This is a genomic window from Mucilaginibacter sp. SJ (genome assembly GCF_028993635.1).
In the GTDB taxonomy this organism is placed as follows: domain Bacteria; phylum Bacteroidota; class Bacteroidia; order Sphingobacteriales; family Sphingobacteriaceae; genus Mucilaginibacter.
This window is the reverse complement of sequence record NZ_CP118631.1, coordinates 5,596,243-5,620,852: the sequence shown is the minus strand read 5'-3', so window position 1 is coordinate 5,620,852 and position 24,610 is coordinate 5,596,243. Positions and strand designations below refer to the sequence as shown.

The 24,610-nt window shown below is 41.7% G+C and carries 25 protein-coding genes; 14 read left to right on the top strand and 11 right to left on the bottom strand.

Going from position 1 to position 24,610, the window contains the following annotated elements; genetic code table 11:
* Positions 1-202 precede the first annotated feature (202 nt).
* Both MusilaSJ_RS23425 and MusilaSJ_RS23420 read left to right on the top strand, forming a co-directional pair.
* Positions 203-988: a hypothetical protein gene (locus MusilaSJ_RS23425; protein ID WP_274987188.1), complete on the top strand. Its 786-nt coding sequence runs from the start codon at positions 203-205 to the stop codon at positions 986-988.
* Positions 989-1,650: 662 nt separating this feature from the next.
* Complete coding sequence (locus MusilaSJ_RS23420) at positions 1,651-1,821, top strand: hypothetical protein (RefSeq protein WP_274987187.1); 171 nt, start codon at positions 1,651-1,653, stop codon at positions 1,819-1,821.
* A gap of 21 nt (positions 1,822-1,842) precedes the next feature.
* On the opposite strand, the gene MusilaSJ_RS23415 is transcribed toward MusilaSJ_RS23420, so the two are convergent.
* The 3 genes from MusilaSJ_RS23415 to MusilaSJ_RS23405 are packed head-to-tail and all read right to left on the bottom strand — an operon-like array spanning position 1,843 to position 3,310.
* Positions 1,843-2,094, bottom strand: a complete 252-nt coding sequence (locus MusilaSJ_RS23415) for a hypothetical protein (RefSeq protein WP_274987186.1) — start codon at positions 2,092-2,094, stop codon at positions 1,843-1,845.
* Between the two features lie 45 nt (positions 2,095-2,139).
* On the bottom strand, positions 2,140-2,316 hold the full coding sequence (locus MusilaSJ_RS23410) for a hypothetical protein (protein ID WP_274987185.1): 177 nt from the start codon (positions 2,314-2,316) through the stop codon (positions 2,140-2,142).
* Positions 2,317-2,371: 55 nt separating this feature from the next.
* Positions 2,372-3,310 carry a sugar phosphate isomerase/epimerase family protein gene (locus tag MusilaSJ_RS23405; RefSeq protein WP_274987184.1) on the bottom strand — a complete coding sequence of 313 codons (939 nt, stop codon included), beginning with the start codon at positions 3,308-3,310 and terminating at the stop codon, positions 2,372-2,374.
* A gap of 142 nt (positions 3,311-3,452) precedes the next feature.
* Here MusilaSJ_RS23405 and MusilaSJ_RS23400 point away from each other — a divergent pair, with 142 nt between their 5' ends.
* On the top strand, positions 3,453-3,848 hold the full coding sequence (locus MusilaSJ_RS23400) for a hypothetical protein (protein ID WP_274987183.1): 396 nt from the start codon (positions 3,453-3,455) through the stop codon (positions 3,846-3,848).
* Positions 3,849-3,871: 23 nt separating this feature from the next.
* On the opposite strand, the gene MusilaSJ_RS23395 is transcribed toward MusilaSJ_RS23400, so the two are convergent.
* A complete protein-coding gene (locus MusilaSJ_RS23395; protein WP_274987182.1) occupies positions 3,872-4,231 on the bottom strand; it encodes a VOC family protein in 360 nt (119 codons plus the stop codon).
* Positions 4,232-4,684: 453 nt separating this feature from the next.
* Between MusilaSJ_RS23395 and MusilaSJ_RS23390 the strand changes: the two genes are divergently transcribed.
* The 5 genes from MusilaSJ_RS23390 to MusilaSJ_RS23370 all read left to right on the top strand — a co-directional run bounded on the left by MusilaSJ_RS23390 (position 4,685) and on the right by MusilaSJ_RS23370 (position 9,453).
* The gene (locus MusilaSJ_RS23390; RefSeq protein ID WP_274987181.1) at positions 4,685-5,002 is read left to right on the top strand and encodes a hypothetical protein; all 318 of its coding nucleotides are present in this window, start codon (positions 4,685-4,687) and stop codon (positions 5,000-5,002) included.
* Between the two features lie 103 nt (positions 5,003-5,105).
* Positions 5,106-5,528 carry a secondary thiamine-phosphate synthase enzyme YjbQ gene (locus MusilaSJ_RS23385; protein ID WP_274987180.1) on the top strand — a complete coding sequence of 141 codons (423 nt, stop codon included), beginning with the start codon at positions 5,106-5,108 and terminating at the stop codon, positions 5,526-5,528.
* A gap of 168 nt (positions 5,529-5,696) precedes the next feature.
* Positions 5,697-6,398 (top strand): NUDIX hydrolase, encoded by a 702-nt coding sequence (locus MusilaSJ_RS23380; protein WP_090533328.1) that lies wholly within the window; start codon positions 5,697-5,699, stop codon positions 6,396-6,398.
* A 206-nt stretch (positions 6,399-6,604) separates the two neighbouring features.
* The gene (locus MusilaSJ_RS23375) at positions 6,605-8,473 is read left to right on the top strand and encodes a tetratricopeptide repeat-containing sensor histidine kinase (RefSeq protein WP_274987179.1); all 1,869 of its coding nucleotides are present in this window, start codon (positions 6,605-6,607) and stop codon (positions 8,471-8,473) included.
* A 107-nt stretch (positions 8,474-8,580) separates the two neighbouring features.
* On the top strand, positions 8,581-9,453 hold the full coding sequence (locus tag MusilaSJ_RS23370; RefSeq protein ID WP_274987178.1) for a creatininase family protein: 873 nt from the start codon (positions 8,581-8,583) through the stop codon (positions 9,451-9,453).
* A gap of 55 nt (positions 9,454-9,508) precedes the next feature.
* Here the strand turns inward: MusilaSJ_RS23370 and MusilaSJ_RS23365 are convergent, their stop codons facing one another.
* The 5 genes from MusilaSJ_RS23365 to MusilaSJ_RS23345 all read right to left on the bottom strand — a co-directional run bounded on the left by MusilaSJ_RS23365 (position 9,509) and on the right by MusilaSJ_RS23345 (position 15,407).
* Positions 9,509-10,204: an ATP-dependent Clp protease proteolytic subunit gene (locus MusilaSJ_RS23365; protein ID WP_274987177.1), complete on the bottom strand. Its 696-nt coding sequence runs from the start codon at positions 10,202-10,204 to the stop codon at positions 9,509-9,511.
* A gap of 12 nt (positions 10,205-10,216) precedes the next feature.
* Positions 10,217-10,489 (bottom strand): hypothetical protein, encoded by a 273-nt coding sequence (locus MusilaSJ_RS23360; RefSeq protein WP_274987176.1) that lies wholly within the window; start codon positions 10,487-10,489, stop codon positions 10,217-10,219.
* On the bottom strand, positions 10,470-11,021 hold the full coding sequence (locus MusilaSJ_RS23355; protein WP_274987175.1) for an RNA polymerase sigma factor: 552 nt from the start codon (positions 11,019-11,021) through the stop codon (positions 10,470-10,472). Before MusilaSJ_RS23355 ends, MusilaSJ_RS23360 begins: the two co-directional genes overlap by 20 nt.
* Before the next feature lie 215 nt (positions 11,022-11,236).
* Positions 11,237-12,112, bottom strand: coding sequence for an AraC family transcriptional regulator (locus MusilaSJ_RS23350; protein ID WP_090533316.1), 876 nt, complete (start codon positions 12,110-12,112; stop codon positions 11,237-11,239).
* Between the two features lie 445 nt (positions 12,113-12,557).
* Positions 12,558-15,407, bottom strand: a complete 2,850-nt coding sequence (locus MusilaSJ_RS23345) for a TonB-dependent receptor (RefSeq protein ID WP_274987174.1) — start codon at positions 15,405-15,407, stop codon at positions 12,558-12,560.
* 281 nt (positions 15,408-15,688) lie between these two features.
* Between MusilaSJ_RS23345 and MusilaSJ_RS23340 the strand changes: the two genes are divergently transcribed.
* From MusilaSJ_RS23340 to MusilaSJ_RS23320, 5 genes are all read left to right on the top strand, one after another.
* Complete coding sequence (locus MusilaSJ_RS23340) at positions 15,689-16,759, top strand: sensor histidine kinase (protein WP_274987173.1); 1,071 nt, start codon at positions 15,689-15,691, stop codon at positions 16,757-16,759.
* Positions 16,756-17,499 carry a LytR/AlgR family response regulator transcription factor gene (locus MusilaSJ_RS23335; protein ID WP_274987172.1) on the top strand — a complete coding sequence of 248 codons (744 nt, stop codon included), beginning with the start codon at positions 16,756-16,758 and terminating at the stop codon, positions 17,497-17,499. Before MusilaSJ_RS23340 ends, MusilaSJ_RS23335 begins: the two co-directional genes overlap by 4 nt.
* Positions 17,500-17,800: 301 nt before the next feature.
* The gene (locus MusilaSJ_RS23330; RefSeq protein ID WP_274987171.1) at positions 17,801-19,219 is read left to right on the top strand and encodes an ATP-binding protein; all 1,419 of its coding nucleotides are present in this window, start codon (positions 17,801-17,803) and stop codon (positions 19,217-19,219) included.
* A 53-nt stretch (positions 19,220-19,272) separates the two neighbouring features.
* The gene (locus MusilaSJ_RS23325; protein WP_090533307.1) at positions 19,273-20,934 is read left to right on the top strand and encodes a response regulator; all 1,662 of its coding nucleotides are present in this window, start codon (positions 19,273-19,275) and stop codon (positions 20,932-20,934) included.
* A 23-nt stretch (positions 20,935-20,957) separates the two neighbouring features.
* Positions 20,958-21,224: a UBP-type zinc finger domain-containing protein gene (locus tag MusilaSJ_RS23320; RefSeq protein ID WP_090533305.1), complete on the top strand. Its 267-nt coding sequence runs from the start codon at positions 20,958-20,960 to the stop codon at positions 21,222-21,224.
* Positions 21,225-21,337: 113 nt separating this feature from the next.
* On the opposite strand, the gene MusilaSJ_RS23315 is transcribed toward MusilaSJ_RS23320, so the two are convergent.
* Together MusilaSJ_RS23315 and MusilaSJ_RS23310 are read right to left on the bottom strand one after the other, a co-directional pair.
* Positions 21,338-21,775: a DoxX family protein gene (locus tag MusilaSJ_RS23315; RefSeq protein ID WP_274987170.1), complete on the bottom strand. Its 438-nt coding sequence runs from the start codon at positions 21,773-21,775 to the stop codon at positions 21,338-21,340.
* Positions 21,776-21,957: 182 nt separating this feature from the next.
* Positions 21,958-22,941, bottom strand: a complete 984-nt coding sequence (locus MusilaSJ_RS23310; RefSeq protein ID WP_274987169.1) for a sugar phosphate isomerase/epimerase family protein — start codon at positions 22,939-22,941, stop codon at positions 21,958-21,960.
* A gap of 350 nt (positions 22,942-23,291) precedes the next feature.
* On the opposite strand from MusilaSJ_RS23310, the gene MusilaSJ_RS23305 reads away from it, so the two are divergent.
* Positions 23,292-24,602 carry an aspartate kinase gene (locus MusilaSJ_RS23305; RefSeq protein ID WP_274987168.1) on the top strand — a complete coding sequence of 437 codons (1,311 nt, stop codon included), beginning with the start codon at positions 23,292-23,294 and terminating at the stop codon, positions 24,600-24,602.
* The last annotated feature ends 8 nt before the right edge of the window (positions 24,603-24,610 follow it).

The following is a 24,610-nucleotide window of genomic DNA, read 5'->3' as shown; positions in this document are numbered from 1 at the left end:
TTAAAATAACAAAGCATAACGTAACTCACTTTGAAATGAATTGAAGAAAAATTGAGACAAATTACTGCAATATCAATAGCTTCTTAAGCTCCCAAAGCCAATGAAATTATTTCAACGGAAATCTATTGCGAACGCCAACGTTTTGATGTAACTTCATGTAAATTTCCATTCATAATAAAAACATCCTGTAATTCAAAGTCTTATGAACCCCAAACACGTTATTATACTTGTTACGGTAATGAGTATAATTGTTGGCTGTAAAAAAGATAACGTTCCAAATAAACACGTTGATATCAAGGTGAAAGATACCATATACCTGGTAAATAAAATGGTAACCAATTACCTGCTTACACCTTCGCCGGTAACGCAAACTGAAACATTTACTTATGACTCCGCCCGTCGGCTAACAAAACATATTTTTAACTATAAAAGCTACACAGAAAATTATACAACTAATTACACCATAGCTTATAACGACGGAAAGGTTAGTGCGGTAAATAGTTCAAAGACTAAGCCTTACCCATGGAATAAAATAAACTATACTTATTTTGCTAACACTATAAAAGTTGTATATACTTACCCGGCCAGCAAGGATAGTATTATTATCTCCTTAAATAGTAATGGATTGGCCGACAAAATTCAGGGTAATGGCCAGTATTACATGTTTACATACGACGCAGACGGGAATATAACAAACCGCAGCCAGTATGAAAACACTAACCCTGCAAAACCTACTTTTAAATTTGATTATATCTACGACAAAAAGCACGGCTCATTTTGGGCCTCACGTGATAATATTTACATTGTATACCAGGCCTTTAATGACATTAATACCTATGTTAATAACAGGATAAGCAGCAATGCGTTAGAGCTCTATAATTATACTTATTACGCAAGCGAATACCCTAAACAAATGGTTGTTGTACATAGTTCGGTAGCAGTAAGAAAAGTTGACTATAGCTATACACGAATTATATTGGATAAATAAATCTTGAGTTAGCAGGGCCTTCGGCCAGGGGGCACACCTACGAAACGAAAGGATTCGTCTTTAAGATAATCCAGCACATCAAAAATGATTGCCTCCTGAGTTCGTTTCCCTACTTCCAGCATTTGATTGAAAGGCAAAGAGTTTAACATTATAAAGATATGCCTGCACTTTGTAAAACATTAAGCGCCGTTCTTTGAAAGTAGTTTTTCACCGTTGCATCCCTTAAATTGCTTGTTATCTTAGTAACTTTATCCTAAAATAAAATTGTAGAATATTGGGAAATAGCCCAAGGATAATGATATAAAAAATTGACAATCAACACACTAACAGCACCATACTTTTCTCACCTCTATACAAATACATCAATAGATCGCCTACTCCCGCACTATTAATATAGCTTTTAGCTATATATTAGTGACGATCTAAACCTAACCTAAATTTGCCAAAACGCTTTTATACATTGATGACAATCAAATAGATATTGCCATTATTAAAGGGATGCAGGATAAATACCTTGCGTTTGATTCTGTTACATACAACACCGATGCTGAATATTCTATCCGCTATATCAGGCAACATCTGCAAAATGAAGATGAGCTTTCGGATGTCATTTTCCTTGATATTTATATGAATTCAGCGGGAGGGAATTGCCGGATGAGTTTATGAAAATCCACCACCTGATAGGCAAAACTATTGAAATCTATATCGCTACGTTCTCGATACTTCCAAAAGACCTTATCCGTTCAAAGCAGTACCAACATGTAAAATCATATTATACCAAACCCGTTACACGGGAAACCTTTACCAGTTTTAGGCAATTAATTGGCAATTGAAATTGTCAGATATTTCATTACCTATTTCCCGCTCATAAATCCTATCGACTTTGCCTCTGCCTGTTTAATAACTACACCTTCAATGTAAAGTTGGCCATCTTTAATTTTATAATCGAGGGCACGTTCATCAACTTTATAGTCATCATCGTTAAAAAGGTCCTTCAGTTTGCTCAGCAGTTCTTTGCGATCAAATACGGGGCTGATACTTAACTGATCGTCAACCGGGGCAAGTATAATGCCATCTGCCTTGTATGAAAATATTTTAGATTCCATTTGATAAAGATAGGCTTATATGCCGAACATCAGCAAAGCAACTTCTTATGGTTTCCGCCGGTAAACCTTGTGTTTTGTAAAGCCTTTGCCGCTTTGATAAATCCCGTTTACAGGTTGCGTTTGTTTAAGCTTATCAGCCGATTTATCGTTAAAGCCATGTTCTGCTATTCCGCTATAGGCAGCAGGAATCCATTCCAGCTTTAGTTTACGGGAGTTATCCATATCTATATTCAAATAAATATAAATTTACAAATCACGGATAAACTAATACAATACTTTATGTCAGTGCATCAGCAGCAAACTGCCTGCAAATTTTCACCTCCTTTACCGCATCCGATCCTTCAGGTATCTTGTACTCCAGCTCAATAGTGGCCGGGAATTTATAGCGGTTATTTTTAAGCAGCTGCAGCACTTCCTTTATCGGAGTATCGCCCTGCCCCCAGGGCTGATTGGGCCCGTCATGAAACTTACGGTCTTTGATGTGCATACTGGTTATACGGTCATGATATTTTTCAATAAAGGGAACGGGGCTGCTGCTGGTACCTGCCACATAATGGCCGATATCCAAATTAATTCCGTTATACTTTGACTGGGCCAGGGCCGCGTCCCAAAGGGTTGGCGTGGCCTGGGTGTGGGCATGGTAGCCAACCATCATTTTATGTTTGGCGGCTATATCACCAAGGCGTTTGGTTTGAACCTCATCAGGCAACTCAACAGTTACGTGATTTACACCCAAAGCTTTCCCTGCATTAAAAGCATAATCAATTTCGGGATCGCTGTTTTTAGTACCGAGAGCATTGGGTTTCCAGGCATAAATATTGACACCGACATCATGGTACATCTTCCTGATCTCCTTAAATTTATCCATTGGGGCAGAGGCACGCCATTCGGCCATCTTTTTCCCAAATGCAGCCCAGTCTTCGCCGGCTTCATGTTTAGGGGCGCCGGCATACATTTCGGCGGCATCACCCATAAGTTCAATGGCATTAATATTACAGTCGATACAGTACCTCAGTAAATCTTCAATTGTGCCCGGCATACTCCTGAATGAGTAGGTGATCACGCCTATTTGTACGCCGTTGATAAGCGAGTTGGGTTTATCAGTACGGCCTGAAACCACGCCCGCAAATGATGATTTTGAAAATGCTAAAAGCCCCGCTGCGACAAGTGCGCTGCTGCCAATAAACCTGCGCCTTGATAAATTATGCTGCTTCATAAATTTTATAGGAAATACATTGGTTTACACCAAAGTTATCAATTAATTGATGCCTGCAAATTGTGTATTGAAAGTGTTACTAACAAAGTTAATTTGTAGCGTTTTGCCTGATATTAACGTAAAGTATTATAAACCTTATGCTATGAAAAAGCTGTTTTTATTTGGCATACTCGCCGTTTTGTTAGGCTGTAGAAAAGACAATACTCCTAATGATGATCAATTGATTGGCAGATGGGAATACCGCGGTACAAGTTGTTACTGCGAGCCTCCTAAAGATCCTAATTCGATAAAGGCAGGCAACGGCAACATTATTGTTTTTACCGCCAGTACCTACAAACGTTTTAAAAAAGACACCCTGATAAGCAGCGGCACTTACCGTACCCGTAAATATGACAATGCACATGAGCAGATCATGTATGACAATGATACCTCCAGAAACAGCATCACATTTTTCAGGATAGAAGGCAAAATACTCACTTTCTACGGAACAGTTCCCCTTGCAGCAGACGGGCCGGAATCTCACTATGAGCGGTTATAATATTATTGTACAGGCCAGTGGAATCACAACAGATATCCATCCGGATCAAGCAGATAAATGGCTTTCCAGCCATAACCTGTAATTTGAGGTTGTTTAAGGTGCAGGCCCTTACTTAATAAATAGCTATATAGCATATCAATGTCGGGGTGGCCGAAATAAAGTGAAGTATCGGCATGGGCAGAAACACGCTGCTCATCGGGGCCTGGAGGACGGCCCGGTTTTTCGTAGGCGGTGTTGAGCATCAGCTCTATACTATTAAGTTTCAATAAAACCCAGTCAACATCGTCACCTTCGCCTGATGCCTGTACTATTTCAAAACCCAGCACATCACGGTAAAATCCTAAAGCAACGGACATATCAAAAACCTGGAGTAAGGGAGCCATGCCCTGTATCTGTTTTGTGGGTTGGCCCGAACCTGTATTATTCATATTCTGTTTCCAATAATTCTAACAAAAACTTTTTTGAACTTATACTTTCTGAAGTAAAACTACAGATCATTAAGAGATAGAAAAACATTATCCCAATTGGCCCGAGCAATGACCAATTCCTACTATACTTCCCAAAGCGGTCAGGATAATTATACTCAAAAATACAAAAGCAATTGTCATAAAAATCATTATTGGCCCAAGCATAACTAACAAATATTAACATTCAAAGTACCAATACTGCTCATCAAAACCTATTTAAATAATAGATACCCCTGCACGAAAACGAACAATAAATGTATCATAACGATGCACATTACCGCATTGAAAACAATTGTAATTAACTGAATAACAATACTATAAATACATGGCACTTAATTTGAGTTCTTAATAAAGATTACTGTATATATCATGAGACACGGCAAACAACTGGAAAGGCGTACTTTCAACCAGGACCGTTTTGAAATACTTATTAAACGGCAAAAAAACGGTATAGCCACCTTTAACGAGCTCACCGAACTGGATGAGATCGTAAACCGTGACCCTGAGATCCGTGAAATTGTTTTGGAAGAAATGCAGGATGCCGATACCCCAAAGCCTCCGGACGATGATCAAATTCAAATGATTGAAAAACCGGTCAGGAAAAGTTTCATCGAAAAGATAAAGGCTTTCATTAATCGCCTGTTCGCAGCCGAAAGCGGTGGTCTGAATCCGGCCATCGCTGCATAAGCAATGCAAACCTGCATACAATTTTTAATTGGTACACTATTCAAAACAAAACGGAACAATCTTTATAGATATGTTTGCAACACTGTTATAAAGCAAACTGTTTATGAAAATGTTTCAGCAAATACTTCAGCTTAGGGAGCGCAAAAGAGGTTTTCACCTCGTCACAGCCAAAATAGTTAATGCATTGCCTCAAATACAAGAGTTAAAAACCGGGATTTGCCAGGTATTTATTCAGCATACTTCGGCATCATTAACCATTAATGAAAATGCCGACCCAACCGTAAGGCATGATTTTGAAATGTATTTCAGTAAAACCGTACCCGAAAACGACCCGGATTATTTACACGATGATGAAGGTCCTGATGATATGCCTGCCCACCTGAAAGCCGCGATGCTGGGCAGTTCAGTAACTATTCCTATCCGCAACGGAAGACTGGCTTTAGGCATGTGGCAGGGAATTTATTTGTGCGAACACCGTAACCACGGCGGCAACCGCATGCTGGTAATATCGGCATGGGGCGAATAAAAGACGAATAAGCATCAATTATTATTGTAAAAAGCACAATTAATTTACACATTTGACTAACAATTGTAAATTAATGCTTTTTTAACGGGTATAACACAGCAAATTTGCAAGCTTATATCGAATGTTATTCTATATTTGTTTTTACCATAAAATTATTACTGTTTATAAATGCTCAAGTACTCCAAGCAAACAAGGTTATTATTAGCTGTTGATTGTATCATTTTTGGCTTTGATGGCGAAGTTTTAAAAATCCTATTGATAAAAAGAGGCTTTCAACCCGAAAAGGGAAACTGGAGCCTGATGGGTGGCTTTGTTCAGCCAGATGAAAGCCTTGATCAAAGTGCCAACCGCATTTTAAAGCAATTAACCGGTTTGGAGGGCGTGTACCTTGAACAATTATATACTTTTGGGCAGCCCCAGCGTGATCCTATTGAGCGTACTGTATCTGTAGCATACTTTGCATTGGTTGATATCCACAAATATGAAGCCCAGATCAGTGATGATTACCATGCCGAATGGTTTCAGCTTAAACGTGCTCCTAAATTGATATTTGACCAGCAGGAAATGGTTGAGCAGGCCCGCAAACGCATCCGTTACAAAGCAGCTATGCACCCCATCCTGTTTGAGCTTTTGCCCACCAAGTTTACCATCCCGCAATTGCAAACTCTTTATGAAAGCGTGTTTAATACCACCATTGATAAACGTAATTTCAGTAAAAGGGTGCTGGCAACCGGTTTGCTCATTAAACTGGCCGATAAAGATAAAGCCGGCTCAAAACGCGGTGCTTATTATTACCAGTTAAACATGCAAAACTATTATGCCAAGTTCCAGGCCTTTATGAATTTTATTCCTAATCCGGACTCATTATAGCAGTTCTATAGATCAGACTTTTTATTCAAACTATTACGCCGGTATTACCTGCATAAGTTTGATATCTTTCTTCGGGGATAACAGTTTAAATTAACTGTACCCCAAGCTTATTTTATTTAACATTCTCCAACCATACCATTTTTTATCCGTATAATAGCTTTAGGCTATTTTATGAACCGTTAGCCCCGTTTTGCAAATATTAATTAATGAAAAAAAACGTAAGCCTTTTAGTATTACTGTTGCTTGCTGTATCTGAATGTTTCGGCCAATTCAGGGAGGTTAATAAACTAAAAAAAGACCTGCCTTTAATTCATGACAGTATACAGTATGTAAATACACTTAACCGGCTGGGCTTACTTTTGTATGAGCAAAATATCGACAGTGCCTTTTTTTATGCTAAAAAAGCAAGAAATATAGCCGAACGGCTAAACTATAAGGCCGGTAAAGCCGACGCCTTGAATGCTATAGGCATTGTTTATGACCTTAAAGGCAATTTACAGCTTTCGCTGCGGTATTATAACGAGGCCTATAATCTTTATAAAGAGTTAAAAGACACCTCAAACATTGTGCAGGGGCTAATGAACATTGGCCTGGTGTTTAACGAAACCAGAGAGAATAAAAAAGCGATAGATTTTTTTAAGCGCGCGATGAATATCGGCAAAACCCTCCAGCGCGATTCAATTATGTCGCTGGTATTATGTAACTACCTGCTCTTATACCCGGAGCAAGTACCAAAAGACTCGGTTGAAATTTACCTGAATAAAGCGCGGGAAATAGGAACAAGATTTAAAGACAACCGCATGCTGGTTGAAGCAGACCAGATCCAGGGCTTATTATACCTGCAAAACAACGAGCGCGAAAAAGGTACGGCATTGCTGCAACAGGCTGCTGACAACGGTTTAGCCATGGAGCTTTCCTACCTGAGCCTGGATATAATCATTAACCTTGGCGACTTGTACATGGATAATGATATAGCCAAAGCCATTACATACTATAAACAAGGGCTTTCCATTGCCGAAAAAAGTGGTTATCATTATTATGAAAAGTTCTTCGGCAAAAAATTATATGATATCTACAGCGCTCAAAATAACCTGAATGAGGTACAGCGCTACAGCGAAAAGTTATTGAAGCTGTATGAAGACGAAGAAAAATTCGCTAACACATCAGGCTTCGATTACATTGATTATGCGCTTAAGGACCAGGAACTGGAAGCAATTACTATCAGAAGCCAAAACAGGCAAGTGCTTGCCATTGTGCTGGGCATTTTATTTGTGATAACTGCCATTACCGTAATATTTACCTACCGTCTGTATAACCTCAAGAAAAAGCATGGTCAAACATTGGAAAAACTTAATCACACCGTACAACTACGAAACGAAAAACTGGAAATAGATCATGAATTCAACAACCGGTTGGTATCTATTCTTGCGCATGATTTCAGGCAGCCAATAGGTGCACTCAAAACACTGGCAACGGTACTTAAAGACGCTAATACTTTTACACGGGAAGAATTGATGGAATTGGTAGATACCATGGAGCATTCTTCAAATATTTCGCTGGAGATTTTTGAAAACATATTGCAATGGATCAAACAGCAACTGTCGGGCTTTAATTACAAAGCTGTTCAACTGCCTTTAAAGGACCTTATAGATGAGGCAATACAACCATTTTACTTAATGGGTAAAGACCGCGGACTTAAGTTCGTAACCACAGTGGACCCAGCCATTGTTATTCATGCCGACAAAGAGTTGGTACAATTTATCCACCGCAATTTTATACATAACGCCATTAAGTTTTCGCCAGATAATTCAACCATTACTATAGGTGCATCAAGCGATAACAACGATGTAACTGTTTGTGTACAGGACGAAGGAAAAGGTATTTCGCCCGATAAGCTGAAATTGCTCTTTAATTTTAAAGCCAACATGCAATACAGTAACGAAAAGGAAAAAGGCGCGGGCGTAGCGCTCATGATCTGTAAAGATTTTACCGAAAAAATGAATGGCCGGATCTGGGTTGAAAACAACAAAGAAAAAGGAGCTATTTTCTGCTACTCATTGCCCAATATCTATTAGCCTCTTCATTGTAATTTTTAAATTACCTGTTGAAAAACAACATTTTAAGTTCGTAAATTTCAGTTCAAATACAGTTTGCTATAAACTGTTATTAAACCTATAAATTTATGAAAACTTACTTATTACTGTTTGCAGCGCTACTGCTTTCCGCTTATTCCTTTGCCCAGCAAATACCTGCCCGCTGGGACGAGCTTGTTGCCTCAGATTTTCCCGCTGCGCTCGAAAAATCGTCGAAAACCTGCATCCTGCCTATTGGGATCCTGGAAAAACACGGCCCCCACTCCCCTTTAGGCACCGACCTGATCCACGTACGTGAGTGGGCAGCCCATGCTGTTAAGTCGGAATATGCGGTTGTATTTCCCGATTATTTTTACGGGCAGATCAATGAGGCCCGTCATCAGCCAGGAACATTTGCCCTGCCAAGCAAAGTGATCTGGGATTTACTGGAAGCTACCTGTGATGAAATTGCCCGAAACGGATTTGATAAAATAGTAATACTTAACGGCCATGGCGGTAACCCGGAGTTTATCCAGTTCTTTATGCAATCACTGCTGAACAAACGCCACAACTATGCTGTATATTTTTATGATCCGCACGGCGGCGATAAGGAGTATAATGACCAATACCGAAAAATGCACAAATCGCCTATTGAGGGCGACCAGCACGCCGGTGAAAGCGAAACTGCATCAATGCTGTACTATCGCCCCGATCTGATGAAGATGGATAGGGCGGCATCACAATCAGGCGATAATCAGCACCGTTTAAACCTGGCCAATATTTATACACCTATATGGTGGTATGCCGCTTACCCTAACCATTATGCCGGTGAAGGTGCTAAAGCTACACCTGAATTTGGCAAATTTATAGCAGAGCATGAAATAGCCAGCTTTGTACAAGCGCTTAAAGCGATTAAGGCCGATACCAGTACCATCAAATTACAAAATGAGTTTTTTGATAAGGTAGATGCGTTGAATAAGTGATCTAAATAGCCAGACTTACGAAGTAATTAAACTTCGTAAGTCTTCAATATGCCAATCAGTCCTCCTTAGCTCCCAAAACCTCGTCTATCATCCCAAAAGCTTTCGCTTCTTTAGCTATCATCCAGTAATCCCTGTCAGATACTTCATAAACCCTGTCGTAGCTTTGCCCGCTGTGTTTCGCTGTGATCTCATACAGTTCTCTCTTCATTTTTGAGATCTGTCGGGCAGCAATTTCGATATCCGATTCCTGCCCCTGCGCTCCACCTGATGGCTGGTGCAGCATCACCCGTGAGTGCGGCAACGCCGCCCGTTTGCCGTTGGCGCCGGCGCAAAGTAATGTCGAAGCCATTGAGGCAGCCATACCAGTACAGATAGTAGCTACATCGGGCGATATAAACTGCATGGTATCATAAATCCCCAGTCCGGCATATACAGAACCGCCCGGCGAATTAATATAGATCTGGATATCCTTTTTGGCATCGGCAGATTGCAGGAACAGCAATTGCGCCTGGATGATGTTAGCCACTTGCTCATCTATCGCAGTGCCCAGAAAAATGATCCTGTCCATCATCAGCCTCGAAAAAACATCCATTTGCGAAATGTTGAGCTGTCGCTCTTCCATAATATAGGGCGTCATGCCCATGCTTATTTTGCTGTTATTTACCTGTGCAATAAACCTGTCGACATGTAAACTTTGGACACGGCGATGCCCTACCGCATATTTGCGGAACTCATTTTGATTGATATTCATAAAATTTAATGTTTAGCGTTTATTGAACAAACGCATGATCTTTTGCCTGAAACCTTCATGCCCAGGCAGGCTGAATAGCTTTTGATGTACAGTTTCAATTTCGGCCTTAAGGCTGTTACGGCCATATTGCTGCACCAGGGTCAGGGTTTGTTTGTGCCACATTACCTTATACTTAAGGCTTGGATTGATGATCAGTTTGGCCTCAAATAATAGTGCCTCATCAGGTGCAACTTGCCCAAGCACATGGTCATCGATTTCCTTGATCTCATTCAATGAAGTCCTCATAAGCCAGTGATTGTTCTTTTACCTTTTCCCTTACTTTTTCAATGCATTTATACTTCTGAACAGTAGCTGATCGCTCGCCGGCGTAGCCAAACAAATCTGCAAGTTCCTTCATGGGCAGCCTATGATAATAAAAAGCGCTTAGCAACTCCATGCATTTTTTACCGGCGGTTTCCAGGTATCTCATTAGTTTCCTCCCCGATGGCTGATCTTCAGCTTCATCTGTAACATCAAAATCTTTGGTGCAATTATCAAACGGCAGATTATGGCGGTCGTCCCTAAACTTTTTGAGCCAAAGATGTTTGGCAATACCCAACAGGTAAGCCTTTTCGCCGTTATGCGGGGACAGATCACCGTTTACCGTCTTTTCATAATAAATAACAAGGGCATCCTGAAAAATATCTTTCGCGTCATCAAAAGAGCCGCCCATTTTGCTTACATATTTAGCCACTGTTGGGAAAGCGCTTTGGTAAAGCTTCGTAATGAGTTTTTCCCTTCGGACGGCCGGTTTATCAAAAACTATCTCATGTGTCATGATCAGTGCGTTTAATAGTAAGTGCGCAAAACGAGAGATATATCACCGTGAATTTAGAAAATTATTCCCAGGATAGGATAATAGAATTATTTTCAGCCTTATGGAAAAGGATATTGAAGGGGCTGCTGCCCTGTCATGAACTGCCTTTTTTCTAAAGGTCAGCCCATCCCGAGTTATTTTCAATACAATTAAAACCACTCGGGGATAGCAAAAAATTATGTTTTCTTCGTAAACTCCTTTTGGTACATGAGTGGGCTTTTACCTGTTACCTGTTTAAAATGCTTGTGAAAAGTGGAGAAATTATTGAAGCCGCTGTCGTAACAAAGCTGCTTGATGTTGAGCTTATTTTCGATGAGGAGTTTGCAGGCATAGCCTACCTTTATTTCGATCACAAACTGTGAGTAGGTTTTGCGGGTTTTTGATTTAAAGTACCGGCAAAACGAGTTGGCGCTCACGCCGGCTATATCGGCTATTTCTTCAAGGTAGATCTTTTTACGGAAGTTACGTACCGAGTACTCATAAATGTTATTGAGCCTGTCGCTTTCCGATTCATTATGATCGTACTTAAAACCTATAGAAGTTAGGTAATTAAGCGGTGAACTGCCCGCTATGGTATTCAATGCTTTGAGCAGCATGATGATCCTTTCGGCACCATCAGTATTAAGCATAGTGGCTAAAATAGAGGCCACCTGCTTTTTTATTTCACCTGTTATTTGCAAGCCACGTTTTGAACGTTCAAGCAATACTTTTATTAGCTTGTTTTCTGGAAGCTGAAGAAACTGATCGCCCCAAAAGTTTTCGCAAAAATGTACCACGATGGTATCAACCGGCACCTGTTCGTTGCCATTATTAAAGTACATGTCGTCGAAGCGCCAGTAATGAGGCAGGTTTGATCCAACCAGCACCATATCGCCGTCTTCAAACTGCTTAATACTATCGCCTATAAATTGCGTTCCGCCACCTTTGATGAAATAAATCAGCTCCAATTCGGGATGGCAGTGCCAGCGGTTATTGATATCCGGTGATACATCATGCCTTACGCTAAAGGAATGCGCAGGATCGGCAGAAACTTTAAGTAAAAGCGGCTTCATTCAGTTTTATTTACAAATGATGGGTTAAATGTAAATAAAAACTGTAAAAAAAGCTTATTTTTTATAAAGGGCTAAATTAACAAATATTCGGGCTACGAAGTACCCCCGCAAAAACGGTCCAGGTAAATTAACACATAAAAGTTTAATCTTTGGTTTGTGTAGTTTAATTAAATAATAAAAAAAATGAGAATAATATCTCATACTACTGCGTTGATATTCAGATTGATTGAATAATAAATTGGTTTAAGCAAAAAACCGAAACCTAAATAAGTGCATTAACGTATAATTAATAAAAAAGGGGCGTCCCGTATCTCACCCCGGAACGCCCTGTAGTTATCTGATGATAACATCAACTAAATCTCAGATCATCATGCTTTTTTGATCTGAACTCACCATCTTTCTCAGGGATGGGAAGGTTTTTAATATTTGTGAACCTTGCCGTTCTTTAAAATGGTGGCGGTCCGCCGGGGCCGCCGCCCGGAGGTGGGCCTCCCGGTCCGCCGCGTTCCGTAGCTGGCTTTTTACCCGCAAATTTCTGTAGTTTTAGTGTAAAGGTTAACAGGTAATAACGGCCCAAACGGTTGCTGTTGGTTTGCGTGATGTAACTGCCGTTTTGAGTAGTAGTATATCCCGTGTTCTCGTTAAATACATCCATTATCGAAAAACGCAGCGTACCTGCATTACCCTTCAAAAACCGGCGTTCTACATAGGTGTTCAATATATTGGGATTGGTAGCACCAGTATAGCCGTAATAGATCATTTTTGAATAATCATAGCTCAGTGTCCAGTCTTTAAAATAGCTTTTGCCGTTAACGCCCAGGTTAAGGGTTTGGAAGTTGCTGTTAACGTTTGCCTGTTTGATGGAGTTGCTTGAGGTATTAACGCTATAGGTTGTACTTGCTTCGGCATCAATAACATCGGTAATGCTTACCCTAAAGCGCGCGCCTTGAGATAACACCAGATTTTTGGCGATATTTTTTTCGGTTGTCATGTTATAGGTAGCGGAATCCACATTACTTATATATGAGACGTTGTTATTGTATGAAATGTTACCTATCATGAACAAATTATATTTTCTTTTTTGCCATGGTTTAGCAAACACATAAAATCCTTGTGCCGAGTAATAACCATCGGCATTCAAATATTGGGTTAAAATACTTCCGGCCAGTTTGCTGTTAGGGGTATAGGTTTTGGGGTAGGTAATGGTATTGGCTACTATTTTATTATCAGTTTTAATGAACGACAGGTTACTGAAAAATACGTTACCGCTTTCAAAATTGAACTTATTGTATTTTAACGAAAGTGTATTATTAAACTCCGGTTTCAGATCGGGGTTACCTTGTACCGGGTATGAGGCGTTACTGAAATCAGTAACAGGCTGCAGCTCTGTATATGTGGGCTGGTTACTGCTGCCGTTATAATTTAAACTAAGCGACTGACTACGCGAAAAGTTATATATAAACCTTGCAGTGGGCGCCCAGTTAAATGTGTTGTTATTGGTTGTAAACGGTGTACCATCAACTATCGACGATCCTCTTAACAACGTTGGCTGGGCCACAACACCTAAAGTATAATTGTATTTTTTATCGATAAAACGATAGTTAAGCCCGAACCGGTTGGTAACAAAGGTTGAATTATAGTTATTGCTCAACAAATCATACCTGTTTATATTTCCATCATCGGCCAGGGTGTCGGTAGCTTTATCAGCAGTGGTGTAGGCGTAGTGGTAGGCATAGTTCAATTCCATGTAGCCCTTTTTACTTATCGGTTCCATGTACGATACGGTAGTCCCCAGGCTATCCGTACGGCTATCGGTATTGATGAACTGGTTAAGAGGGGCATTACGGGCGCCATCGATATAGGTATAAACCGGATTTTGATATTTGTTAATGGTATAACTCCCTGCGCCGACATTTATACTGAAGTTGCGCCCGTGACTGTTAAACCTGTGATTAAATAACACATTAACACCATAATTAGGCTCAGTTGATTTACTGAGGTTTGTGAGAGTATAATTTGATACCGTTTCCGAATTTCTGAGCAGCAAACTGGTTGCATCAGATGTAGTATTGGTGCTGGCGTAAGCATATGTTGGGGTAATCTTTATATAGTTTACGGTATCGGGTTTATACTCAATGTTGAAGTTAACCCGGTGGTTCAGCTTTTCGTCCTGCTGTTTATTAGTTTGTGTATTGGTGCTCGGGTTGGTTGATGAAAGATTATTTTGAATGGTACTGCTGATGGTGTTCACCGAATTATCGGCAAAGCTGTAACTACCATAAGCGGTAATCTTCTTGCCCCAGCTATCGCGATAATTGAACCCGAATGAACGTGCGGTAGTGATCCCGTTTGATGAGTTGCTGTTTGATCCAGGAGAGCCCCCCGGTCCGCCGCCTCTTGGACCACCACCCCCAAAGCTAAACAGATTGGTATTGGTATTGTTAAGGTTACCTAAAAAGGCAAGCTGCCTGTTGCCGTTAAAGCTAAACACATTGGCCGAAGCCACATACCTGTTGCTCTCCTTATCGCTTGAGACACCGGGAATGGCATCCCGCCCGCCACCTATGCTGGCCTGCCCAAAGTAACCATAGTTTTTATTTTGCTTAATAGTGATGTTCAGTACCTTATCCGGTTCGCCGGTTTTTACACCGGTAAGATTTGCCTGATCGCCATAATCATCTATGATCTGGATATTTTGTACGATATCAGCAGGCAGGTTTTTTGTAGCTGTTTTAACGTCGCCTCCAAAAAAATCCTTTCCATTAACACGCACCTTGGTTACACTTTTGCCCTGGGCGGTAATATTGCCATCTTTATCAACATCCATACCAGGCAGTTTTTTAATCACATCTTCAACAGGGGCGTTATCGCGCACTTTGTAAGCATCGGCGTTAAATTCAATGGTATCTTCCTTAAGCTTTACCGGGTTCACATCCGCAATAACTACGGTTTTTAACATGGTTGTTTCTATCTTTAGGATAACGGGAGGCAAATTGGCAGGCTTGTTATCATTGGCCAACACAAACCTGCGTCTGAGGTATTGATAACCTATCGAGCTAAAAACTAAACTAAACTGGTTTACTGTTACATTGTTAAAAGTAAAAGTGCCGTCGGCACCCGTAATAACTGTGGTGCTATCGGTACCGGTAAGCATTTTTACACTGGTACCCGCAACGAGGTAACCGGTAGAGTCTTTCACGACACCTTTAACCGTACGACCGGTTTCGGCATTTGCGTTAAATGGTAATGTAAGCGCTAAAGCAATTATTACTGCTACGGAGTATAGGATTTTCATTTTATGCTGTTTAACAGCCACAAAACAATAGCATTATTTTTATCGTGAAAAACGGAATAGACGGGCATTGTTAATGTATAGACGGGATACCATTTTTCGCCCATGAAAACGGATAGTTACTCTGTATAAGGCTTGTATCAGGCTTTAAAGATCAGATCAAGGCGCTCATCGGTATTTTTTGCCTCCCGGGCGATTATGATTGTCCTAAAGCTTTATTGATTTGTAATATTGCTGAATTATATATGTAAATTTATTTTTCTGCACTACAATAAACGCTTTCAATGAGCCTTAAGTCAAAAAGCAACACCATTACCATACTCATCCATATTTTAATATGGGTAGTTTTTGGCCTGCTGTTGTTCTTCTATCAGCCCCTTAGCTGGAATGTCGAAATTCCGTACCAGTTCTGGGTCAAACAGGCGGTTACCCTTTTTATACTTGTTGCTGCTTATTACTTCAACAGTAAATTACTGGTTCCGCGATTTTTATTGCATGACCGTATAGGGATGTACTTTATAGTTGTTGTGGGAGTGGTAATTGTTTTTTTGCTACTCAATAGCTGGGCCGATAAGGTGCTGCATATGCATGAGCATATGGAAGCCGTTTTTCACCGGCAGCACCGCCCGCCAAAACCAAGGGACCGCGGCGGCTGGGATTTTTTTGGCACTGTTATAGTGGCCCTGGTTTTAGGTATTAGTACCAGTATTACGGCAATACAAAAATGGCAAATGGATATCCGCCTGCGCCAGGCCCTGGAGCAGGATAAAATCAGTTCCGAATTATCGTTTCTGAAAGCGCAGATCAACCCTCATTTCTTTTTCAATACGCTTAATAACATCTATGCGCTTACGCATGTTAATGCCGAAACGTCGCGCAAGGCATTGCACCAGCTTTCGCGCATGATGCGGTATGTATTATATGATACGCAGCATGGTACGGCATTATTAAGCCAGGAGGTAGCTTTCATTAAAGACTATATCAGCCTTATGGAACTGCGCCTTACCCAAAAAGTAACCGTTACCTTTACTCCGCCTGCACACACTAACGATGTAACCGTGGCCCCGATGATTTTTTTACCTTTTGTAGAAAACGCCTTTAAACACGGCATCAGCGCTACGGAGCCAAGCGCTATCCGCATCATTATTGATCAGCATGATAACCTGCTGGAGTTAAAGGTAGAGAATGGCATCTATAAAGATCATAACCTAAACATTGGCGAAAATAAAGGTATCGGTTTAACCAATACTATTCGCCGGCTTGATTTGCTCTATGCAGGGAAATATAAACTGGATATTACCGAGGATGTAACCGCCAATATCTATACTGTTCACTTAACCCTTAACCTGTCATGATAATTAACTGCATAGCTGTTGATGATGAGCCACTCGCGCTGGGCCTCGTTTGTGCTTTTATAGAACAAACCCCTTTCCTGAAACTCATTGGCCGTTACAGCAGTGCCGTTGAGGCGCTTGTTGGCTTACAGGATCAAAAGGTTGACCTTATTTTCCTGGACATCCAGATGCCTAACCTTAACGGCATGGAACTCGCACGGGTGCTTGACAGTCGCGGAGCAAATAAACCCCGCATTATTTTCACCACCGCCTACAACCAGTTTGCTATTGAAGGCTACCGGGTTGATGCCCTCGATTACCTGCTCAAACCCTTTAACTACGAAGAATTTTTGCATGCTTCAAACAAAGCCCTAACTTATTTTGAACTGGTGAATCGCTCGAACAGTCCTGCAACCGTAATTGCCGCTGAACCCGAAGAGGAAGAGTACTTGTTTTTAAAGATAGAATACCAGTTAGTAAGGATCGCTCTTAATGACATCTTGTACATTGAAGGTTTGAAAGATTATGTAAAAATCTATCTTCAGGATAAGGAAAAACCATTGCTTTCCCTCACCAGTTTAAAAGCTTTGGAAGAAAAACTGCCATCCAAATGTTTTATGCGTGTACATCGTTCATTCATTGTATCGCTCAATAAAATCAACTCCATTACCCGCAACGCTTTACAGATAGGTAAAGTGAACATTACCGTTGGGGATCAGTATAAAGAAGCCTTCGGGGTATTTTTGAGCAAATGGAATTGAACCCGGATTTATAGGATTTTCCTGATTTCAGGATTTTTGAATGCAGCCTGAAGATTAACTGAGCCATTCTATATTCTGCCCCTGCGATCGTGTCTCCACGATCGCCTTCAAAGCCATCAACTTTCAATATTAATAAAGCGATTCGTGAGGACACGAATCCAGGGAATCCAATAATCCCCTAAATCCCGGTTCAGACAAAATCCTGGTACAGACAAACAAAATCCATCCTGCACAGCTTCACCCTATTGCAATTTTTTACCTCATTTTTACATCATTGAATAATATTCCCTACTTTTAATTTATGCAAAAGGTAAGTGAACTACAGGTAAGCGTATCAGACTTGAAAGCTTTTGAAGCTTTGGCCAATATACCCGACGATCAGCTGCAGTGGCTGATTGATAAAAGTGAGATCTTAACATTTGAAGATGGTGAATACCTGATGGAGCCGGGCCAGGACCTTACAGGCCCGCATTTTATAATGGAGGGCAATCTGCGTTTCTTTATGATGCAACAGGGCTCACGCCGTGATTATACCCTGGTTGAAAAAGGAAGCATTACCGGTTATATGCCCTATTCGCGCGGCCTTATAGCCAAAGGTTATGCTCAGGCTGTTGGCGAACTAACCGTATTGAGCTATCCTACGGGCGAGATCATGGAGATGATCCAACACCATTTTGAGCTCACCCAGGCATTGGTTCATATCATGACCACCCGGGTACGGGATTTTACCGCCATGCAGCAGCAAAACGATAAAATGATGGCTTTAGGCAAGCTATCTGCAGGTTTGGCTCATGAGCTTAATAACCCGGCATCGGCCATCGTACGCGATTCGTTATCATTAAGAAAACACCTGCGTATGGTGCCTGCCCACCTAAAAAACATGTTTGCCATAAGGGCCAGTGATGAACAGGTTGACGGTTTGACCGACGAGTTGTTCAGGATCCTGAATAAAAAGGAATGCTATACCCGCCTTACACTAAAACAGCGTACCCAGCTTGAAGATGAAATATCTGAATGGCTGGAAGATAACGGCGTTGAAGACGCCTATGATATAGCCGAAAGCTTTGTAGACTTTAGTTTTACCACCGAAAACCTGGAGGCCCTGAAGGCGCATATACCCGAACATGCGGTATCCATTATTATGGGTTGGCTTAGTGCCAAGCTAATGGGCGAAAAGATGATTGAAGATATCCAGGAGTCTGCACGACGTATTGCCGAATTGGTAAGTTCCGTTAAAACGTTTACTCACATGGACCGCGCGCAGGATAAGCAGTATGCCGATATCCACGTAGGGATCCGTAACACGATTACCATGCTGGGGTACAAGATCAGGAAGGAAAATATTACCGTAATTGAAGAGTTTGATGAAACCCTGCCCGAAGTGAAAGCGCTTATCGGCGAACTTAACCAGGTTTGGACCAACCTGGTTGATAATGCCCTTGATGCCATGGAAATAAATGAGAGAGGCACGCTTACCATCCGCACAAAAAAAGATAACGACTTTGTTGAAGTAAGAATCATTGATGATGGGCCTGGTATACCCGAAGATAATATCAGCCAGATCTACGATCCGTTCTTTACCACAAAAGAAATGGGCAAAGGTACCGGCATGGGCCTTGAAGTGGTGCAGCGTATTGTGAAGCAGCATCGCGGTTCAATAAAGGTAAAATCAAGGCCAGGGCATACCGAGTTTATAGTTTGCTTCCCGATAAATGGTTAGCAAAAAACTGATTTTACCAAAAATATTAGTTAATTTGCCTGCATATTTACCCTATGAGCCGTCCGATAATATTTTCCATAGATGATGATCCGCAGGTACTGCGGTCAATAAGCCGCGATTTAAAGTCGCAGTATGGCAAAGAATATAAAATACTAAGCACAACATCGGCAAATGAGGCATATGATACCCTTATTGAACTGAAAAACAGTTCGGAGGTGGTCGCCTTATTTTTGTGCGATCAGCGCATGCCCGAAATGGAAGGCGTTAAATTTCTGGAGAAAGCGAAAAAAGTATTCCCCGAAGCTAAACGTGTACTACTGACCGCCTACTCCGATACTGATGCCGCCATTAAAGCCATCAACGATGTGCAGCTTGATTATTACCTGATGAAGCCATGGAATCCTCCCGAGGAAAAGCTTTACCCGGTAATTAATGACCTGCTTGGCGACTGGCACAGCCACTACATCCCCGAATTTGTGGGTATGAAGCTGGTAGGTTACCAGTTTTCGCCTCAATCGCACGTTATAAAAGATTTTTTAGCCGGTAACCTGATCCCTTATCGCTGGTTTGACATCGAAAAAAATATCGATTCGGCCAGTTTGCTTACCATCAATAACCGCACAACCGATGATTTGCCGATGGTTATATTTGAGGATGGCAGTTGTTTAACAAAACCAACCATAAGGGATATTGCCGATAAAATGGGTAAAAATCCTACCCAGCTTACCGACGTCTATGACGTGGTAATTATAGGTGCAGGTCCGGCAGGATTAGCCGCCGCTGTTTATGGTTCATCTGAAGGCCTAAAAACTTTATTGATTGAGCGTAAAGCGCCGGGCGGGCAGGCCGGTACCAGCTCACGTATTGAAAACTATCTGGGTTTCCCGGCAGGCTTAAGCGGTGCCGATCTTACCCGTCGCGCCATAAGCCAGGCTATGCGTTTGGGTGCCGAATTTTTATCACCGCAATCTGTTAGCGATATCAAACAAAAAGATGGCTACAAGACTATTATTTTAGATGACGGGCCGGAGATCATCAGCCGTACAGTAGTAATTACTACCGGGGTTGACTACCGCAAGCTGGAAGTTAAAGGTGTTGATAACTTTACCGGGGCCGGCATTTATTATGGCGCTGCAACTACCGAAGCTTCGGCATGTACAGGTAAAGAGGTGTTTGTAATTGGCGGAGGTAACTCGGCAGGGCAGGCAGCTATGTACCTTTCCAAATTTGCGAAAAACGTGCATATCATTATCCGCAGGGATGATTTGACGGCAACTATGTCTGCCTACCTGATCAACCAGATTGCCGATACGCCCAATATAAAGGTTATGCCAAATACCGAGGTAATTGAGGCCGAAGGTACCAACTGCCTTGAAAAGCTTACGATACAAAACTGTAAAACCAAAGAATCTGAGGTTAAAACGGCTAACGCGTTGTATATATTTATTGGCGCTAAACCTTATACCGACTGGATAAAGCTGGATATTATTAAAAACAGTAAAGACTTTATTGAAACCGGCCGTGAGTTGCGCAGCTATGAAAGCTTTGGAAAAGTTTGGAAGCTTAAACGCGATCCGTTCCTGTTAGAAACCAGTTGCCCGGGTATATTTGCGGCCGGCGATGTGCGTGCCGGGGCTATGAACCGCGTGGCATCTGCCGTAGGCGAAGGCTCAATGGCTATAAGTTTTGTACATAAATATCTTGCCGAAGTTTAAATTATTAATCACTACATACACCTATGGAAGAAACCTGTGCCCACATCGAAGCTGTTGAAAGCATAACCGAGCCCAAAGGCTACGTTTGTGAGGAATGCATAAAACATCACGGTTCATGGCTGCACCTGCGTACCTGCCAAACCTGCGGCGTTACACTTTGCTGCGATAGTTCACCCAATACGCATATGACTAAGCATTTCCACGCTACAGGCCATCCCGTAGTTATATCTGCCGAACCAGGTGAGCGCTGGCTATGGTGTTATGTAGATGAAGCCGTTAAAGGATATTAATTGGAAGTCGGAAGTCTTGAGTTCGAAGTTTTAAGTCCCAAATTGGGAGTTTTACAGTTTTGGTGTTAGTTAAAAGAAATTCCTTTCCTGGCTCTTGATTTCTTATCTCTCCATTATCCCTTAAACGACAGTACTTTATCCAATGACCATGGACCGGAGCCTAAAATGGTAAATAGTATAAGCAGAGCCAGAGCTGTAATTGATGGCCATAACATGGTATTGATAGGTTCCTGGAAAATCCCTGTTAAAAATACTGCGCCCACCAATATAGGGATCTGAATAATGCAGCCCAAACGGGTTAATATACCCATGGCTATGAGTATACCACCAACCATGTGGGCAAATGATACATAGTATACCAGGATCATCAGCATATCTGGCGATACATTAATAACATCCTGATCGGTAATAATACCTCGCAGGTATGATGTATTTTCCATAAAAGTTATGCCTTTCATCAGTAAAAATACGCCAAGAACAATACGCACAATATCCAAAACTTTAGGGTGATGAGTGTCGCCCCAGTGTTCAATTTTATGAACCAGATTCATAAAGCCCTCCTTTTAGTTTAATAATTGGTTATGAGCAACCCGGGGCGATCAGGGAGATCAAGCGACGGGCATGCTGTTATTAAATTTAGTAACAAATTTGTTATAAAACAAGTTTTAGGGGAGTAAAAAAAAATGACAGGTTGAAGCGCGGATACTTAAACCTGTAATGCGTTGAACGAGACCTACAGGTCATACTCTGCCAGCCATCCACGCAATCTGGTCAAATCCTTTTTTAAAGCGGCCGAAAACTCATCCTTACTAATAATCAGCTCACGTTTACCATCCTCTGCCCCGCCTAAGGGATATTCGCAGTGCAGGCTCATGGGGCCATTGATATTGTATTGTTTTAGCAGGCTGAAGTATTTTTTATAATCAACCATACCCTCGCCTAATGGCACACTTTTCACCCGCCATTTGTCGCCCTTTTTCTCCCAGTAAAAATCTTTTACATTGATTGTTTTGGAATAAGCCTTCAACAGGTCAAGTGTAACAGGCCAGGTATCGGCACCTTCGGTTGTTGCATGCCTTACATCGTATTGGCAACCGATGTTATTAGGGTCGAGTCCTTCAAGACTCAGCCATAAATCCCATTGCGATGCTCCAAACAAATCGCCGGAGTGGTTTTGATAACCGCCGTGCATGCCATACTTTTTATTGAGCCCGGCAAGGCCGGCCAGTTGTTTATTGATAGCCCTGATATTGGCCGGTACACTGGTGGCCTTATCATAATTAAACCAGGCGGTACGGTAATATTTAATGCTCAATGCCGATGCCGTTTTCAGGATCGGCTCGGTGTATTTTTCATCTGCAGTTTTAATATTGGTTGCTATGGTATAAACCTTGAGTCCGGCTTTTTCAATAGCTTCAACCGCTTTAGGCAGGTCATCGGCGACACGTTCGGGCAGTACGTGCCCATCGGGCCTTACAGTAAGGTCAATTCCGTCAAAACCAAGCTGTGCCGTTAAAACGGCCATATCGGCATAATTAAGCCAGTGCATATGTTTGGAAAATATGCTCACTTTTATTTTTCCACCCACAGAGGGGTTATCTGTAGCAACGTCAGTATTTAAGGGTGACTGCTTAGCCAAAGCACTTAAACCAAAAGGTAAGCCGGCGGCAGCTATTGCGGCCGAAGCAATAAATCTTTTACGGCTAATATTTTCCATAAGTATTAAAATTGGTAATGCAATATGCCATTTTTTGTTGTGATTGTTTGCAACCGTTGTACAGAGCGGTAGTTACCGGCGGGAAAGTTTTTATTCACCTGATAGTTTAGGCAGAGGAATATAATGATCGCGGCATATTACCGGGAATGACGAGACGCAGATGTCATTTCCCAATCAAAGCCCACGAATTTCAAAACTTAGAAATGATATGCCCCTCAAATTTAAATTCCAATCACATTACATTAAAGCGTTTTAAAACACTATTTTTAGCGCCTCAAATATTGGTGCTTGAATATCAGCAGAATGATATTCGGGAACACCGATCATATACGGTTAACAGCAACATAAAAATGAAAGTTTTAAAATTTGGTGGGACATCAGTAGGTAGCCCCGCCCGGATGAAAGCGCTGCTTGATATCATTAACCCGGCAGAGCGCCAGGTAGTGGTGCTATCGGCAGTGTCAGGCACAACAAACAACCTCGTAGAAATTGGACAAGCATATCTCGCCGGCGATAAGAAGAAGGCAGTGCAGCTTATTACTATCCTGAAGGATAAGTACGAAATTTTTATTAAGGAATTGTTTGCGAAGCCCGAGTTTTTAGCCCAGGGTAAAGAGGTTATCGACTACCATTTTTCGTTGCTCAGCAACCTGGCCAATGACCTTTTCACCCATATTGAAGATAAGATCATTGTTGCGCAGGGCGAACTACTTTCAACTACCCTCTATCATGTTTATTTGAAGGAGATAGGTATCTCATCGGTATTGCTGCCTGCCCTGGATTTTATGAAGATAGATGAGGATAATGAGCCCATTGTTGATCATATCACCGAAAACCTGCTCCCGCTTCTTGATAAGCATCCTGAAGTGAACCTGTTTATTACCCAGGGCTACATTTGCCGCAATGCCTATGGCGAGATAGATAACCTGCGCCGCGGCGGCAGCGATTATACCGCTTCATTGATTGGTGCCGGCATCCGCAGCGAAGAGGTACAGATCTGGACAGATATCGACGGGATGCACAATAATGATCCGCGGATTGTAAAGGGTACGCAGCCAATTGCCCAGCTGTCGTTTGATGAGGCTGCCGAGCTGGCCTATTTTGGCGCCAAGATCCTGCACCCGCAAAGCGTTTTCCCTGCCCAAAAATATAAGATCCCGGTTCGTTTATTGAATACAATGGATCCACAGGCAAAAGGTACCCTCATCACCATCAACAGCGAAAAGGATAAGATCAAATCCATCGCCGCCAAAGATGCCATTACCGCTATCAAGATCCAATCGAGCAGAATGCTTTTGGCCCATGGCTTCCTGCGTAAGGTGTTTGAAGTGTTTGAACGCTATAAAACATCTATCGATATGATCACCACATCAGAAGTAGCGGTTTCGGTAACTATCGATGACACTACCTATTTGGGTGATATCACCAAAGAGCTGAACGCATACGGCTCGGTTGAGATAGACGTGAACCATACCATCATTTGTGTGGTAGGTGATTTTGGTGCCGAAAAACATGGTTATGCAGCCCGGGTACTGGAAGCCGTTAAGCATATCCCATTAAGGATGATATCATACGGCGGCAGCGATCACAACCTGTCATTACTGGTAAAAACCGAGGATAAGGTTGAAACTTTAAGAAGTTTACATAACAGGTTGTTTTAATTCCGGAT

Excerpts from the sequence above, each read along its gene's own strand:
- MusilaSJ_RS23425 (WP_274987188.1), top strand. The coding sequence starts at position 203 with ATGAACCCCAAACACGTTATTATACTTGTTACGGTAATGAGTATAATT.
- MusilaSJ_RS23420 (WP_274987187.1), top strand. The coding sequence starts at position 1,651 with ATGAAAATCCACCACCTGATAGGCAAAACTATTGAAATCTATATCGCT.
- MusilaSJ_RS23415 (WP_274987186.1), bottom strand. The coding sequence starts at position 2,094 with ATGGAATCTAAAATATTTTCATACAAGGCAGATGGCATTATACTTGCC.
- MusilaSJ_RS23410 (WP_274987185.1), bottom strand. The coding sequence starts at position 2,316 with ATGGATAACTCCCGTAAACTAAAGCTGGAATGGATTCCTGCTGCCTAT.
- MusilaSJ_RS23405 (WP_274987184.1), bottom strand. The coding sequence starts at position 3,310 with ATGAAGCAGCATAATTTATCAAGGCGCAGGTTTATTGGCAGCAGCGCA.
- MusilaSJ_RS23400 (WP_274987183.1), top strand. The coding sequence starts at position 3,453 with ATGAAAAAGCTGTTTTTATTTGGCATACTCGCCGTTTTGTTAGGCTGT.
- MusilaSJ_RS23395 (WP_274987182.1), bottom strand. The coding sequence starts at position 4,231 with ATGGCTCCCTTACTCCAGGTTTTTGATATGTCCGTTGCTTTAGGATTT.
- MusilaSJ_RS23390 (WP_274987181.1), top strand. The coding sequence starts at position 4,685 with ATGAGACACGGCAAACAACTGGAAAGGCGTACTTTCAACCAGGACCGT.
- MusilaSJ_RS23385 (WP_274987180.1), top strand. The coding sequence starts at position 5,106 with ATGAAAATGTTTCAGCAAATACTTCAGCTTAGGGAGCGCAAAAGAGGT.
- MusilaSJ_RS23380 (WP_090533328.1), top strand. The coding sequence starts at position 5,697 with ATGCTCAAGTACTCCAAGCAAACAAGGTTATTATTAGCTGTTGATTGT.
- MusilaSJ_RS23375 (WP_274987179.1), top strand. The coding sequence starts at position 6,605 with ATGAAAAAAAACGTAAGCCTTTTAGTATTACTGTTGCTTGCTGTATCT.
- MusilaSJ_RS23370 (WP_274987178.1), top strand. The coding sequence starts at position 8,581 with ATGAAAACTTACTTATTACTGTTTGCAGCGCTACTGCTTTCCGCTTAT.
- MusilaSJ_RS23365 (WP_274987177.1), bottom strand. The coding sequence starts at position 10,204 with ATGAATATCAATCAAAATGAGTTCCGCAAATATGCGGTAGGGCATCGC.
- MusilaSJ_RS23360 (WP_274987176.1), bottom strand. The coding sequence starts at position 10,489 with ATGAGGACTTCATTGAATGAGATCAAGGAAATCGATGACCATGTGCTT.
- MusilaSJ_RS23355 (WP_274987175.1), bottom strand. The coding sequence starts at position 11,021 with ATGACACATGAGATAGTTTTTGATAAACCGGCCGTCCGAAGGGAAAAA.
- MusilaSJ_RS23350 (WP_090533316.1), bottom strand. The coding sequence starts at position 12,112 with ATGAAGCCGCTTTTACTTAAAGTTTCTGCCGATCCTGCGCATTCCTTT.
- MusilaSJ_RS23345 (WP_274987174.1), bottom strand. The coding sequence starts at position 15,407 with ATGAAAATCCTATACTCCGTAGCAGTAATAATTGCTTTAGCGCTTACA.
- MusilaSJ_RS23340 (WP_274987173.1), top strand. The coding sequence starts at position 15,689 with ATGAGCCTTAAGTCAAAAAGCAACACCATTACCATACTCATCCATATT.
- MusilaSJ_RS23335 (WP_274987172.1), top strand. The coding sequence starts at position 16,756 with ATGATAATTAACTGCATAGCTGTTGATGATGAGCCACTCGCGCTGGGC.
- MusilaSJ_RS23330 (WP_274987171.1), top strand. The coding sequence starts at position 17,801 with ATGCAAAAGGTAAGTGAACTACAGGTAAGCGTATCAGACTTGAAAGCT.
- MusilaSJ_RS23325 (WP_090533307.1), top strand. The coding sequence starts at position 19,273 with ATGAGCCGTCCGATAATATTTTCCATAGATGATGATCCGCAGGTACTG.
- MusilaSJ_RS23320 (WP_090533305.1), top strand. The coding sequence starts at position 20,958 with ATGGAAGAAACCTGTGCCCACATCGAAGCTGTTGAAAGCATAACCGAG.
- MusilaSJ_RS23315 (WP_274987170.1), bottom strand. The coding sequence starts at position 21,775 with ATGAATCTGGTTCATAAAATTGAACACTGGGGCGACACTCATCACCCT.
- MusilaSJ_RS23310 (WP_274987169.1), bottom strand. The coding sequence starts at position 22,941 with ATGGAAAATATTAGCCGTAAAAGATTTATTGCTTCGGCCGCAATAGCT.
- MusilaSJ_RS23305 (WP_274987168.1), top strand. The coding sequence starts at position 23,292 with ATGAAAGTTTTAAAATTTGGTGGGACATCAGTAGGTAGCCCCGCCCGG.